Genomic DNA, 13,148 nt, shown 5'->3' on the forward strand with positions numbered 1-13,148 from the left:
TCATGCTGAAGCCTAATTTATTGCGTGAAATATTAGTGAAGTTTGCCCCTTATTTTAAACAAAATCCAGAATTGTTAGAGGTTTATGTCACTAGCGGCAATATTCAATCAACCGGCACGGCATCCGTTTCTTATCTGACCGAATATGAGATTAATGTCTTTGCAATGGATTTCTCGGGTGAGTTGGATCACTTGATATTGGCGATTTTAACCTGGGCGAAGAAACATCAACCCGATTTATTGTTTAACCCTGATAAACGTAAATCTGGTATTCGCTTTGATGCGGATATTCTCGATAGCGAAAAAATTGACGTGCTTTTTACGATTAAAGCCACTGAGCGAGTGGTGATCAAGATTGAAGATGAAAAAATTATTTTTGACCGTCCTTTAGAGCCTAACTTTCCAGATAGGCCACTGCCTGACTGGGATAAGTTAATCGAAGAAGGAATATTGACGTATGCATGATAATTCCTTGGTGACGCAATTAGATGATGAATTAAAACGGTTACTTTCTACGACGTCGAATGCATATCGAAAACGACTTACAACAAAATTAGCCAAAGCTATTCGGTCGGACCAACAAAAACGTATTCGTAGCCAAAAAAATGCGGATGGCACCGCGTATGAGCCCCGTAAACGTAAAGTATTACGCGCCCAGCAGCAGATCCGTTTTATCCATCGTGGTGATGTTCGTACGCTACGAAATTGGCAAGGTTCCAAAGGTCGACGCGGTAAAACCATCACCGGATTTGATGAGGATAGAGGCGCAGTAAGAACGTTTTATCGCCAAGATATCTCACGCTTTTTAGATATTAATTTCTCATCAGTAAAACGAACCACTAAGCGTAATGTTCCTATGTTTCGGCGATTACGTGCTGTGCATTTTTTACAGGCGCGTAGCACCCAAAACAGTGCGGTTGTGGGTTTTCAAGGTAAAGCCGCCGCCATTGCCAGAGAGCATCAATATGGGCTTGAGGGTGCCGTGAATCAGTTGGCGCGGGCGCGTTATCCTAAACGGGAGTTGTTGGGGCTTTCAGAGCATGAGCGCCTAGGCTTGCTGGAAATAATTTATCTCGATTTAGTGGGGCAACTATGAATGCGCAAGAGCTATATCGGTTACTCAGTAATCTTTTGCGTCAAGGCGTGGTCACTGAAGTGGACTTAGACAATGATTGTTGCCGGGTTCAATCGGGTGAATTAGTCACGGATTGGATTAGATGGTTAGTTCAGCGTGCCGGTGAGTCACGCAGCCATTGGGCGCCAACGGTGGGAGAACAAGTGTTAATTGGCGCTATTGGTGGCGAGTTAACAACCGGTTTTGTTTTGGGTTCGTTATACAGCAACGATAATCCCGCACCGTCACATTCAGCTAATGCATTGAATCATACCTTTTCTGATGGTGCGGTTATCGAATATGAGCCCGAAAACGGAACATTAAAGGCGATGGGCATTAAAAAAGCGGTGATTGAAGCCAGCGACGAAATTACGGCCACAACTAAAAAAGTGATTTGCAAAGCCTCCGTTGAAATCAAATTTGATACACCGAACGTCATTTGTACTAATAACCTCACCACAGCTACGTTGAATGTGGAAAAGGGCGGTGAAATGACCGGAAATATTACCCATAAAAATGGAACGTTTTCTTCAAATGGAGTTGTTATTGATGATCATAATCATGGTGGTGTTGAACGTGGCGGTAGTCGTACGGATGGGCCGAAATGAAATATTGCGGCATGAATGGGAAAACAGGGAGCAACCTGACTGACAGTGAGCATATTCGCCAAAGTATCGCGGATATTTTGCGAACGCCAATCGGTTCGCGGGTGATGCGCCGGCAATACGGCTCACTGTTGTATGACTTGATTGACCAACCACAAAACCCTACGTTGCGCCTCAAAATTATGAGCGCGTGCTATATGGCGCTGATGCAGTGGGAGCCCCGAGTTAGGTTGCAAACAATTGATTATATTCGTTCAGATATTGGCGAAATGGCGGTCAGTTTATCGGGAGTGATTATGCCATCGGGTGAGCCTGTTTCGATTTCTATTCCTGTGAGGTAACAGTATGGCGGCCAGTATTGATTTAAGTTTATTACCCGCACCGGACGTGGTCGAACTGTTAGATTTTGAGGTGATATTTAGTGAGCGCAAAGCCGCGCTAATTGGTGCTATGCCTGAAGAACAGCGGGAAGCGGTCGCCCGTACCTTGGAACTAGAATCCGAGCCATTGACTAAGTTATTACAAGAAAATAGTTACCGTGAATTAATCTGGCGCCAGCGTGTGAATGAAGCAGCGCGCGCTTCAATGGTCGCTTTTGCTACAGGGGCGGATCTCGATCAACTCGCCGCCAATAATAATGTTAAGCGGTTGATGTTATCCACCGGTGATGAAAATGCTATTCCACCGATTGCGCCGGTGTATGAGTCGGATTCTAACTTACGCTTGCGTATTCCTGCCGCCTTTGAAGCCCTTAGTGTTGCAGGTCCTATTGGTAGCTATGAGTATCATGCTCGCAGTGCTGATGGTCGGGTATCTGATGCCTCGGTGATCAGCCCGTTACCTGCACATGTCACTGTGACGGTGTTATCCCGTGAGGGGAACGGTTCTGCACCGGCTGATTTAATCGAAAAAGTGGATCTGGCTTTAAACGATGAGGATGTACGCCCCGTCGCTGACCGCGTCACCGTTCAATCGGCAACCATCGTTAACTATGAAATCGATGCGGTGATTTATTGTTATCCCTCGCCTGAATACGAGCCGATTATGGCGGCGGCAGAGGAACAAGTGAAACGCTATGCGACACAGCAGCACCGGTTAGGTCGTGACATTGTGCTCAGTGCTATTTATGCGGCTTTACATGTTCAAGGCGTGCAACGTGTGGAACTGAAAAAGCCCTCGACAGATATCAAATTAGATAAAACACAGGCCAGTTTTTGTACCCATATTAATGTGGCGCTAGGGGGCTCAGATGAATAGCCGATTACTGCCTGTCGGTTCATCAGCACTAGAGCTTGCCGCCGCTGAGGCTTTAGCGGAAATAGAACGTGTGCCAATCCCCATTCGCATTCTATGGAACCCTGATTTATGTCCAGTACATTTACTGCCGTATTTAGCCTGGGCGTTCAGTGTTGATCGGTGGGATAAAAACTGGTCAGAAAAAGCCAAACGCGATGCTATCAAGGCCGCGATGTTTATTCATAAACACAAGGGCACCATCGGAGCATTGCGTCGTGTGGTAGAGCCTCTCGGTTATTTGATTCGGGTGATTGAGTGGTGGAAAACCAACGAAACTGCCGGCACATTTCGCCTTGATATTGGCGTACTTGAAACGGGTATTACTGAAGAAATGTATCGGGAGTTAGAAGCATTAATTTTTGATGCTAAGCCCGCAAGTCGCCATCTTATTGGAATGACTATTCAACTTGAAACCAAGGGAAGTATTTATTGCGCTGCGACCAGTTATGGCGGTGATGAACTTACGGTTTACCCATATACGCCAGATGTGATCAGTACCGGTGGAATTATCTCCACAGGGGCGGCAATCCACGTTATCGATGAAATGAGGGTCACTCTCCAATGAAATATTTTGCATTGCTCACCACTTACGGTGAAAAAGTGCTCGCAGAGGCGACAGCTCTCGGCACGAAAATTGAGTTAACACACATGGCTGTGGGTGACGGCGGCGGCTCATTACCGGCACCGGATACCAAGCAAACTAAATTAATCAATGAAAAACGCCGTGCAGCCATCAACACGTTGTTTATTGACTCGATAAATACAAACCAAGTTATTGCTGAACAAGTGATCCCCGAAAATGAGGGCGGTTGGTGGATACGCGAAATCGGTTTGTTTGATAAATCGGGTTTATTGGTGGCGGTGGCGAATTGTCCTGAAACCTATAAACCACTGTTAGCTGAGGGTTCTGGTCGCACGCAAACCATCCGCATGATTCTGATTGTTAGCCATACTGAGTCGGTAACACTGAAGATTGATCCGACTGTTGTATTAGCAACACGCCAATACGTGGATGACGCTATTCAGGTATTGGATAAAAGAATCACTGAATTGACGGCCAGTGACGTTGGTGCCGTTCCAATCACTCGTAAAGTGAATAATAAACAGCTAAATGTTGATATCACTCTGAATGCTGGTGATGTCGGGGCGTACACCAAGGCAGAAACGGATACCAAAGTCGCGGACGCGAAAAAAGCTGGTACCGATGCGCAGACGACCGCAAATAGTGCCAATACCGCCGCTACCAATGCGAATAATAATGCCAATGGGCGAGTTCCTAGCGGGCGAAAGGTTAATAACAAAGCGTTAAGTACCGATATTTCACTGACTGCGGGTGATGTTGGCGCGTATACCAGGGCTGAAACTGATACTAAAGTCGCGGACGCGAAAAAAGCGGGCACAGATGCACAGACGTCCGCAAATAGTGCCAATACAGTCGCTACCAATGCGAATAATAATGCCAATGGACGGGTTCCCAGCGGGCGAAAGGTTAATAACAAAGCGTTAAGTACCGATATTTCACTGACTGCGGGTGATGTCGGCGCATATACCAAGGTAGAAACGGATACTAAAGTCGCGGACGCGAAAAAAGCCGGTACCGATGCACAAACAACAGCAAATAGCGCGAATACGGCAGCAACCAATGCCAACAATAATGCCAATGGTCGCGTGCCAAGTGGGCGAAAGGTTAACAACAAGGCTTTAAGTGCGGATATCTCGCTGAATGCAGGGGATGTGGGGGCTTATACGAAAGCTGAGGTTGACACTAAACTAAAAGCGGCTGGTATTTCTGCTGTTCGGCTCGGGTCAGAAGTTAGTCTGGGTAAGACAGGTGCTTTTAGTCTCGGTAATGGAGAGGTAGTGACAGGCTTAACATTCTGGGAAACGGGCAGTAACTCCTCGGTTAACTTTGGAGGTTATAGAAAACGAGCTATTCAATATAACTTAAATGGTACTTGGGTTAATGCTGCGAGTATTTAATTGAGGATGTAATATGTTGATTTATAAAAATTTCAATATCAGTAAAACACAAAGCATTTTAGAAAAATATCCTAATTTTGTTTTGGTACTTGAAGATGAAGCTGGTAATGATTGGTATGAGTTACAAAAAAACTTTGATGACGCTACGTTAAAAATCCTTTTTGATAAAGCTAATAGAATTGTTTCCCAAAGTTTTGATGTCAGTACGTTAATGCCAGCTAATTTATCGATTGCTGAAATATCACAAGAGAAAATACCAGATGATTTTTTCACGAATATAACTGGCTACGTATTCATGGATGAAAAAATAGAACCATTAGTCTTGTCACAAGAAGAGGTGGTTGCAATAACTGAGTCGAAAAAACAGACATTACTGTCTGAAGCCAATAATGCTATCGCCCCCTTGCAAGATGCTGTTGATTTGAATATAGCGACAAAAAAAGAAATGACATCATTAAAAGCATGGAGAGAATATCGTATTTTTTTAAACCGCATCGATGCTTCAAATACCCTTAGTATTATTTGGCCTCAAAAACCGTAAGATATGGGATGCTTCGAAATAAAGGCATCCCATATCTTTGTTACTTGGAATAGTCATCCGGTAAATCATCAAAAACACGATTATTTTTATTAAAATCAATTACAGTGTTTTGATTAGGACAATCATTTGCAGATAAAATATCACATTCATGTTTAATTTTATCCTCATATATACCTGTCCATTGTACAAATAAAGACATAAAGCTTAGACCACTTCGGCGATTATTTATAATGCTTTTTTTATTGGAATCGTATGATGTAATAAAAAAAGGCACCTCATAGTTTTGCTGGTACTTATCATTATGAGCCAATTCATTTTTATCATCAGTTAAGGATAATGCATGGTCAGAAAAATACATCATTGACCATTTGGATTTTGTTTTACTTAAATCAGAATGAATTTCTGATAATAATTTATCTGTATTTTTTATACTTTGAACATAACAAGAGAATTTTTTATTTTGATAAAAATGGTCATACTGATCCTCTGTTCTGGTACAAAATGGCGTATGGCTCCCCATAATATGTACAACAATAAGTTTTTTATGACCTGGCGACTCTAATGCTAACTTAAATTCTGGTAATAGTGCAGTGTCTGGAGAGACTAACTTATCATCCGAGCCACCTCTTTTAATAAAAAAGCTATTATTAGCCCTTCGCCCAATAGCAGCTACTGAACCATCATATTCGCCAACAAAGCCTTGATTAGATAACCAATAGGTATTAAAACCAGCTTTGTTAGCTAGTGTCATGATATTGTTACCTATGCTGGGATATAAGGATAAGCTATGTGTCAAAGATGATTGAGTAGAGCTAGCTGAGGATATGTAGTTAGTAAAAAATATGCCATTGATTGAGCTCATAAACGGCGTATTGTTTATTTTAAAGCCATATGCATGCATAAAGTCTTTTCGAACACTTTCACCAATGACGATTACATAAGTATCATATTGATTAGTAACCTTTGTAATTTCAAAAGTATCATTGCTTGTGTATAATTTAATCTCATCGATTAATAAATAAACAGAGTAAATTAACTCTGTAAAAAATCGCGTTTCTGGTGCACCTGAATTGGCAGCTCTGTCATATTTACCACTTAAAGCATACTTCGATGGTGTAAAGATAAAAACTAAAATTACTATGCTAAGCATGGTCTTTTTATGATAATTCACTGCACTCGTTTTTATAACGCTAACTAAAAAGCCAATAACTAGTATAAAAAGAGAATATAGATAATATTTATTGTCTATATTTGAAATGAATTCTCGCGATTCTTGTATATCTGTATAGTAAAAAGATGCAATGGTGTTGTATGTAGGCGGTCCATAGATTAAACCAACGGGTAAGTAAACAGCCGCTAGTATAGTAAAAAACAAAATAAAGAAACGATATAAACCACTTCTAACATAAAGCAACCCAATACTTATAAATAATATATAAAGTGGTTTGAATGGATACCCCATCACATTATGTAATAGAGAAAAAAGAAGAAAAACAGAAATAAATTTAAGCATTAACTTGCTTATAATTACATTTTTTATTTTCAAGTTCATAACTAAAATTTCAATAAAATTCCACGTTTAAATTTTGCCAAGTAGACTAACACAGGCAGAGTAAATGCAACATAACAATATAATATAATCAGAAAAAGTAACGATTCCTTTATCTATATTGTTTTCTGACTAATACCCATGTCGCGCGTTATTCGTATAAAATTAATACTATTATTTTTGAGATAGTTTGTGTTACTAATGATACTAGACTCAAAAGTCTGGATAGTCATATTTAAAGCTTTATGTAAGACTCCAATCAAAATGTTCCCATTAAATCACCCATGGTAATACTCATCAGTTTTTCCCTCACATCCTCATTCACACGACTTAACGACAGCGTAAAATCTATTTTTTTCGCCTTACCATCGGTAAAAAACTCTGTTCTATCGGTGACTAAATTAGTGATCACATACATACCGTAAATGGTTCCTGTCCCCTCAATCAAAGGCAGTGGCTTAGCCACATAGGCCGAAGTTTTCAGTAACTCCAGCGACACGTCACCGCCGGTAACTTCGGGGTAAAGCGTGCCCGCCAGTGTGATCTTATCTTCACCAGCGCCCACATACTGCCATTTTGCACTGCGGCCAACACGGTCATTTTTAACATGGCGCCAGTCTAGTGAGTGGTTAAAAGTTTGATATGGGGCGGTGCGCAGCTCAAATACAAACATGCCATAAATCATCATCATAATTTAGTCCTGATCTCTTAAGCTAGAACGGCGGCGGCTATCGCGTTCACGTAACAATGCGGTTAATTGTTGCTTCACAACGTCGGCCAGTTTCTTCTCGTTATTCACATCAACCCCGTGGAAATGTAATTCAAAGGTATTGTATTCAGGCTGCATGATTTGGCGTTCTGGTCGGGTCGGGGATATTGCCACCGGTATTGCGTTTAATTTGGGCTGAATAGGGGCGAAAGTATTGATAAGAGAATCATTGAGTTGTGATAGAAATGACGGTTGCTTTTGGGCGGCAATACGAGGCTCTCGATACAGACCATCAACCGCCGTCACAGACGGAAAGTTTTTAAACACAATATCGCCGAGTTTATTTCTATCGACACTTTCGGCCGCATCACTTAACGCGGATTTACTGCCCTTGGCTTTGCTCTTTTTCTCTGCGCCGTCATAAACCAAAGTACCGTATTTTTCTGCATTTTCTAACGGGTTAACCTCATTGGCTTTTTGCTGCAACTCGCTGCTTTTTTCGAGTTGTTTACCGGCAACCATCACGCTACTGGTAATTTTATTGGTTGATTCGGCTTGTTGTTTTTTGGCTTGCTCATTGGCTTTGGCGGTTTTTCCTGCATAGGATGAAACCGAATTGAGTACCTTAAATGGATCTTTTTCATTCGGGTCAACACCCATGGCTCTTGCTGCATCGGCGGCGGCACTGGCTGCATCAGGAATAACGCCAAGCTTTTCTAATATCCAACCTAATCCTTTGGCGACTTGCTGAATTGGCCAAAATAGGGCGCTGATGGCTTTCCCTACCACAACACCAAATACCTGACCGGCTTCAGTACAGGATTTTAATTCTTCAGTAGACAGTTGAACCGGTGAAAGCAATTCTTTAAACCAATTCCACACCTTGCTGACGGCATTTGAAATGCCATCGAATATCGGGGCGAATGGTGCAAAGGTGGCGCTGAATGCCGCACCCATCGGGGCAAGGGCAGATGTGAAACCATCCCAAAATCCACTGAAAAAGGCTTTAATCGGTTCCCAGTATTGATAAATCAACACGCCAGCCGCCACAATGGCTGCGACAAATAACCCAACAGGACTCAATAACAAGGAAAAACCGCCCCCAATAACACCAATCGCGTTACTACCGGCGGTCATTAAGCTACCAAACCCAACAGTGGCAAGTCCTTGAATTCCAGAGCCAAGAGCCGTTAATGCCCCTAATGGATTGGTGAATAACAAAGAAAGAGCGCCACCGGTAGAGGCCGCGCCGGCTAAAATACTCGCAAATCCGGTTCGACCAAGTGCCATCACGCCAGATGAAAGCTGGCTAACTGCCCCTTTAGCATTGCCAAAGATAGGCAACCAATCACGTACGCTGCGACCTGTTTTGCCAATGGAGGGAATTAAATTTTTTAAGCCAAACGAAAACGAGCCTAATTTAGGAATAAGTCCACCGAGACCACGGCTACCGGTGAGCATAAACACACTGAGTCTCATAGCCGCAAAAGGTACAATAACTGCTGCGGCAGCAAGAGCTAAGGCACCAAAGGCCGTGACTAATGTTGCAATGACAATCCCTCCGACAGCAAGGGCTTGCGTCATTTTTGGGTGTGCTTTCATCCATTGGCCAACTTGACCAATAAAGCCTGTCAGTGATTGAGTCACACGCCGCAAAGGGGAATCGACATTTTCTTGGATCTCAATACCGAGATCTTCCCATGCGGATTGCAACTGTTTCAGGTCGCCTTTTAAGTTATCAATCTTAACCTTGGCGTTTTTATCAGCTTCGCCCTCGGCGCCCATATTGGCGGTTTTCAGTGCGTCATAGCGGCCATTCATCACCGAATCAATCACGGCGCCCATACCAACCATCGCTTCCTCGCCGAAAATATCTTTTTTCATGCGAATCTGGCTGGCTTGGTCAAACTTACGCATACTCTTGCCAACATCTTTTAAAATCGCGTCGGCATCCCGCAATTTACCGCTAGCATCTTTAATGCTAATTCCTAGCTTATCGAGAGCGGCTTGACCTTTACCGACTGGGGCAACCATACGTGATAAGCCAGCGCGGAGCGATGTACCCGCCATACTGCCTCGAATGCCGTTATCAGCCATGGTTCCTGCCATCGCTGCCATGCTTTCAAGACTGACGCCAAGTTGTGCGGCAATAGGGCCTGCATAGGTCATGGTTTCACCGAGTTGGCGTAAATCGGTATTACTACGGGTAAACGTGGCGGTGAGTACGTCAGAGACGCGGTTCATTTCACCGGCTTTCAATTGAAATTGAGTCAGGACATTTGAACCAATATCGGAGGCTTCACCAAGATCCATATCTCCGGCTAAACCCATATTTAATACGCCACCCAATGCAGCCTTAATGGCATCAGGTGTAAAACCGGCCATCGCCAAAAACTTCTGACCGGCGGCAACATCAGTGGAGGTATAAGCGGTACTGGCGCCCAGTTCTCGGGCTTGTTGGCGTAACATTGCCAGCTGAGGAGAATTCTTATCTAATCGGGTGAGGGCTTGAACCGTTGACATACCCTCATCAAAATCACGACCAGGAGCCGTAATTCGCGAGCCTGCATAAAGCGCACCGGCACCGCCCGCGGTGGCGATTGCGCCCCCCGTGGCTAACTTATTACGTAACTCTTTTGACTTGGCATATTGACCTTGCGCTCGAGTCACGGCAGATAACCGTCGGCGTTGCTCATCTAACTGGCGATTATAAATTTCAGTTCGTCGCGTCACTTGTGCTGTGGCATCACCGCTTTGACGTGCCGATACGCCATGACGATAGAGTGACGCTGTCACGTTATTAAGCTTTTGTTTCTCTTTGTCGAGTGTACGGCCGTAGCGATCACGTTCCAAACGGGCAGCGGCTAAAGCTCTTTTTTGTTCTTCAGTTTGCTGGGTTAATGGCGGGTACTGGTCGCGTAAGGCTTTGACTTTATTCCGTACAGCTTCATAAGCCTGTGAGTTTTTCTTGACGGAATTAGAAAGCCGCTCGAATGTTTTCGATTGGCCTTGTAAGTTACGGATAGAGGATTGTGTGGCTCTGATCTGCGTCGCTAACCCTGCCGCGCTGCGCTGTGCAGCACTAACAGGGGCGGAAAGCTTATTCGCAGCACTTAACGAGACTCTAATATTGAGATTGCGGTCACTCATGGTTCATTTCCTGTTCTGGCGGCTGCACGTTGATGCCATAACAGGATTTCGCCGACCGTCATGGCGTCATATTCAGACGGCGCCCAATGAAAAACGGTGGCGATATCAGCGATTAGTTCATCCGTTTCAATATTCGGGCACTCAATTACTCGTCCGCGTTGTCTGTCGTTTCTTGCGGGGAGCTCGGTACTAAAAAATTGGCAATACCAGTGGCGAGCGCATTAAATGTGGGGATAGGGAGCTGTGAAACATCGCGCTCAGTCAAACGTGGTGAGGTGACACGCGGCAGCAACTTAATCAGCGAATCCACATCAGAGGTCATCACGTCATACAGTTTTAAACCACGCAGCGCGCCAACCTGTTTCATGGTGTCCGTGATCGTGATTTCAGTTACTTCTTGCCCTGATTCTAATTTGATAGGTGCGTCGAATTGAATAACTTCAGCCATAGTAAATCTTCCTATTAAAAGTTAGTGGCCAATATTGGCGCGATGTTTTTCTAACATGTCTTTGCCATTGACTTTCCACACCATATTCAGCAAATCCACCTCAAAGGCTTCTTTGTTATTGATGGTGATCTTGCAGTAGGTATTTTTGATGGTGTACTTATGCTGTGTATTATCGCCAGCTTTTGCACTACCAAAATCAAGCTCAGTAAAGCGCCCGCGGGTTTGAATTTCACACGGGATGGATTCGCCAGTTGAATCATTGTAGTAAGAGCCCGCAAAACGAAATTGCTTACCATCAATCGTGCCGCCCCAACTTTCCAATAATTCAGCCAGCAAGCCGCCCATAGTGGCTTCCATATCTAACGCGCCTGAATCCAAGCCCATCATGACCGCAACGGAACCCACCATACCGGCACCTTGATAATCTTCCGTTTTCAGCGATAGCTTTGGCGGGGTGACTTCTTCTACTTGTCCAAGGTAGGTTTGACCATCAATAAACAGATCAAACAAAAAGAGTTTTTTAGGCATACCCATAATCGAAATTCCTTAGCCCAGTTGGTCGAAAACAGTGAAATATTCGTCAGTGAATTCCTGTGTTAAAGACAGGTTTTCCAGTGGCGGTACGGGGGTATATTTGTAGCGAATGTGCGCCTTGCCATCGCGTAAATTTTCTTTCGGGTTATCCGATGGGTCATACCAACATTGGAACCCCAATAAACGGCCTTGCGTGACGAGTTGCGCGCCTTTACTGTTGATTCCATCGACAATATCTTTCACCAATGATGGCGTGAGCGTTTTGTCGATATAGCTAAAATGCGCCTCGGCGATCATTTCAGCCAATATTTGCGCGGTGCGGGTATAGACTTCAAAAGTGTAAATTTCATTATCACCGGTGCGATTACCCCAAATGCGAAAGCCATCTCGCTTAATTAACGTGGTGATTTGGTGACTGTTTAAATCGTTAGCGTCGGTGTCTTTACCTTGCAATGTCCAATAAATATCGGCGCTAATACCCAGAACGCCATTAACCGGTACGTTAGAAATCGACTTATGCCAGCCTTGTTCCGCATCAATCTTGGCACGCAAACCAATAGCGTAAGCGGTGGCGGGGATGGTTTCATTTTTACCGCTTTGCAAGTTGTAGGCGATAAATTCAGGGTAGATGATCATCACTTCGCGCTGATTAAAATCTTCGCGGTATTTCTTGGCCTCGGCGATGGTTTTACAGCCATTTGCACTGATATAAGCAAAGGCTTTGATTTGCTCGGCAAAAATCGCAAGCTGCATGGCAACGGGTTTGGTATCGAGCTTCGGCACTGCCAAAATGCGCGGGCGTTCATCGATATTGGCTTCGGCGGTCAGTAGGGCATAAAGGCCAGTATAGCGACCATCGTCACCGGTACCACCAATCACTAATTGGTCTTGAGTTTTTTCGCTGCCTTCTTTCGCTTCAGCAACACGCACAATGACTACTTTTGGGCTGCACTGGTCATCAATGGCTTTGAGTGTGGTGTAAAGCGTGCCGGTTTTTCCTGCTTTGCTGAGTACCGTTTTAATGCGCGTGACTAACACGGGGGTGTCGAGTGGGAACGCCTCGGCATCGGCATCTTCTGCGGTGCAGACAATCCCAATCACTGAAGTGTCGATATCTCGAATAAGGGTGCTAAGGTCGGTAGTTTCATTGACCTCAACACCGTGATGATATACGGCCATCGCTGTTATCTCCTGATGTCTATTTATTTTCATTTTCAGGGATG

At 44.1% G+C, this 13,148-nt stretch carries 15 protein-coding genes; 8 read left to right on the forward strand and 7 right to left on the reverse strand.

Annotated features, from left to right (window positions below):
• Window positions 1-2: 2 nt before the first annotated feature.
• Genes EL244_RS08830 through EL244_RS08865 form a run of 8 tightly spaced genes read left to right on the forward strand, consistent with a single transcriptional unit; the run spans window position 3 to window position 5,535 of the window.
• Window positions 3-464, forward strand: a complete 462-nt coding sequence (locus EL244_RS08830; protein ID WP_126460288.1) for a phage tail protein — start codon at window positions 3-5, stop codon at window positions 462-464.
• Window positions 457-1,095: a phage virion morphogenesis protein gene (locus EL244_RS08835; RefSeq protein WP_126460291.1), complete on the forward strand. Its 639-nt coding sequence runs from the start codon at window positions 457-459 to the stop codon at window positions 1,093-1,095. Before EL244_RS08830 ends, EL244_RS08835 begins: the two co-directional genes overlap by 8 nt.
• Window positions 1,092-1,721: a phage baseplate assembly protein V gene (locus tag EL244_RS08840; protein ID WP_126460294.1), complete on the forward strand. Its 630-nt coding sequence runs from the start codon at window positions 1,092-1,094 to the stop codon at window positions 1,719-1,721. The genes EL244_RS08835 and EL244_RS08840 overlap by 4 nt, the downstream gene beginning before the upstream one ends.
• On the forward strand, window positions 1,718-2,059 hold the full coding sequence (locus EL244_RS08845; protein ID WP_126460297.1) for a GPW/gp25 family protein: 342 nt from the start codon (window positions 1,718-1,720) through the stop codon (window positions 2,057-2,059). The genes EL244_RS08840 and EL244_RS08845 overlap by 4 nt, the downstream gene beginning before the upstream one ends.
• A gap of 4 nt (window positions 2,060-2,063) precedes the next feature.
• Window positions 2,064-2,975, forward strand: a complete 912-nt coding sequence (locus EL244_RS08850) for a baseplate assembly protein (RefSeq protein WP_126460300.1) — start codon at window positions 2,064-2,066, stop codon at window positions 2,973-2,975.
• The gene (locus EL244_RS08855) at window positions 2,968-3,579 is read left to right on the forward strand and encodes a phage tail protein I (RefSeq protein WP_006813033.1); all 612 of its coding nucleotides are present in this window, start codon (window positions 2,968-2,970) and stop codon (window positions 3,577-3,579) included. The genes EL244_RS08850 and EL244_RS08855 overlap by 8 nt, the downstream gene beginning before the upstream one ends.
• On the forward strand, window positions 3,576-4,994 hold the full coding sequence (locus EL244_RS08860) for a phage tail protein (RefSeq protein WP_230084872.1): 1,419 nt from the start codon (window positions 3,576-3,578) through the stop codon (window positions 4,992-4,994). The genes EL244_RS08855 and EL244_RS08860 overlap by 4 nt, the downstream gene beginning before the upstream one ends.
• Before the next feature lie 13 nt (window positions 4,995-5,007).
• Window positions 5,008-5,535, forward strand: a complete 528-nt coding sequence (locus tag EL244_RS08865) for a tail fiber assembly protein (protein ID WP_126460303.1) — start codon at window positions 5,008-5,010, stop codon at window positions 5,533-5,535.
• A gap of 40 nt (window positions 5,536-5,575) precedes the next feature.
• Here EL244_RS08865 and EL244_RS08870 read toward each other — a convergent pair whose 3' ends face one another.
• The 7 genes from EL244_RS08870 to EL244_RS08900 form a co-directional block, all read right to left on the reverse strand.
• Complete coding sequence (locus EL244_RS08870; RefSeq protein ID WP_126460306.1) at window positions 5,576-7,087, reverse strand: phosphoethanolamine transferase; 1,512 nt, start codon at window positions 7,085-7,087, stop codon at window positions 5,576-5,578.
• A gap of 256 nt (window positions 7,088-7,343) precedes the next feature.
• Window positions 7,344-7,775, reverse strand: coding sequence for a phage tail protein (locus EL244_RS08875; RefSeq protein WP_126460309.1), 432 nt, complete (start codon window positions 7,773-7,775; stop codon window positions 7,344-7,346).
• A gap of 3 nt (window positions 7,776-7,778) precedes the next feature.
• Window positions 7,779-10,943, reverse strand: coding sequence for a phage tail tape measure protein (locus EL244_RS08880; protein WP_126460311.1), 3,165 nt, complete (start codon window positions 10,941-10,943; stop codon window positions 7,779-7,781).
• Window positions 10,940-11,005 (reverse strand): hypothetical protein, encoded by a 66-nt coding sequence (locus tag EL244_RS18395; RefSeq protein WP_419179616.1) that lies wholly within the window; start codon window positions 11,003-11,005, stop codon window positions 10,940-10,942. Before EL244_RS18395 ends, EL244_RS08880 begins: the two co-directional genes overlap by 4 nt.
• An 83-nt stretch (window positions 11,006-11,088) precedes the next feature.
• On the reverse strand, window positions 11,089-11,391 hold the full coding sequence (locus EL244_RS08890; protein WP_126460313.1) for a phage tail assembly protein: 303 nt from the start codon (window positions 11,389-11,391) through the stop codon (window positions 11,089-11,091).
• Between the two features lie 21 nt (window positions 11,392-11,412).
• Window positions 11,413-11,925 (reverse strand): phage major tail tube protein, encoded by a 513-nt coding sequence (locus EL244_RS08895; RefSeq protein ID WP_006813025.1) that lies wholly within the window; start codon window positions 11,923-11,925, stop codon window positions 11,413-11,415.
• A gap of 12 nt (window positions 11,926-11,937) precedes the next feature.
• Window positions 11,938-13,104, reverse strand: coding sequence for a phage tail sheath subtilisin-like domain-containing protein (locus tag EL244_RS08900; protein ID WP_172597514.1), 1,167 nt, complete (start codon window positions 13,102-13,104; stop codon window positions 11,938-11,940).
• Between the last annotated feature and the right edge of the window lie 44 nt (window positions 13,105-13,148).

Source organism: Providencia rustigianii (assembly GCF_900637755.1).
GTDB lineage: Bacteria > Pseudomonadota > Gammaproteobacteria > Enterobacterales > Enterobacteriaceae > Providencia > Providencia rustigianii.

Excerpts from the sequence above, each read along its gene's own strand:
- EL244_RS08890 (WP_126460313.1), bottom strand. The coding sequence starts at position 11,391 with ATGGCTGAAGTTATTCAATTCGACGCACCTATCAAATTAGAATCAGGG.
- EL244_RS08870 (WP_126460306.1), bottom strand. The coding sequence starts at position 7,087 with ATGAACTTGAAAATAAAAAATGTAATTATAAGCAAGTTAATGCTTAAA.
- EL244_RS08840 (WP_126460294.1), top strand. The coding sequence starts at position 1,092 with ATGAATGCGCAAGAGCTATATCGGTTACTCAGTAATCTTTTGCGTCAA.
- EL244_RS08845 (WP_126460297.1), top strand. The coding sequence starts at position 1,718 with ATGAAATATTGCGGCATGAATGGGAAAACAGGGAGCAACCTGACTGAC.
- EL244_RS08855 (WP_006813033.1), top strand. The coding sequence starts at position 2,968 with ATGAATAGCCGATTACTGCCTGTCGGTTCATCAGCACTAGAGCTTGCC.
- EL244_RS08865 (WP_126460303.1), top strand. The coding sequence starts at position 5,008 with ATGTTGATTTATAAAAATTTCAATATCAGTAAAACACAAAGCATTTTA.
- EL244_RS08900 (WP_172597514.1), bottom strand. The coding sequence starts at position 13,104 with ATGGCCGTATATCATCACGGTGTTGAGGTCAATGAAACTACCGACCTT.
- EL244_RS08830 (WP_126460288.1), top strand. The coding sequence starts at position 3 with ATGCTGAAGCCTAATTTATTGCGTGAAATATTAGTGAAGTTTGCCCCT.
- EL244_RS08860 (WP_230084872.1), top strand. The coding sequence starts at position 3,576 with ATGAAATATTTTGCATTGCTCACCACTTACGGTGAAAAAGTGCTCGCA.
- EL244_RS08895 (WP_006813025.1), bottom strand. The coding sequence starts at position 11,925 with ATGGGTATGCCTAAAAAACTCTTTTTGTTTGATCTGTTTATTGATGGT.
- EL244_RS08875 (WP_126460309.1), bottom strand. The coding sequence starts at position 7,775 with ATGATGATGATTTATGGCATGTTTGTATTTGAGCTGCGCACCGCCCCA.
- EL244_RS08880 (WP_126460311.1), bottom strand. The coding sequence starts at position 10,943 with ATGAGTGACCGCAATCTCAATATTAGAGTCTCGTTAAGTGCTGCGAAT.
- EL244_RS08850 (WP_126460300.1), top strand. The coding sequence starts at position 2,064 with ATGGCGGCCAGTATTGATTTAAGTTTATTACCCGCACCGGACGTGGTC.
- EL244_RS08835 (WP_126460291.1), top strand. The coding sequence starts at position 457 with ATGCATGATAATTCCTTGGTGACGCAATTAGATGATGAATTAAAACGG.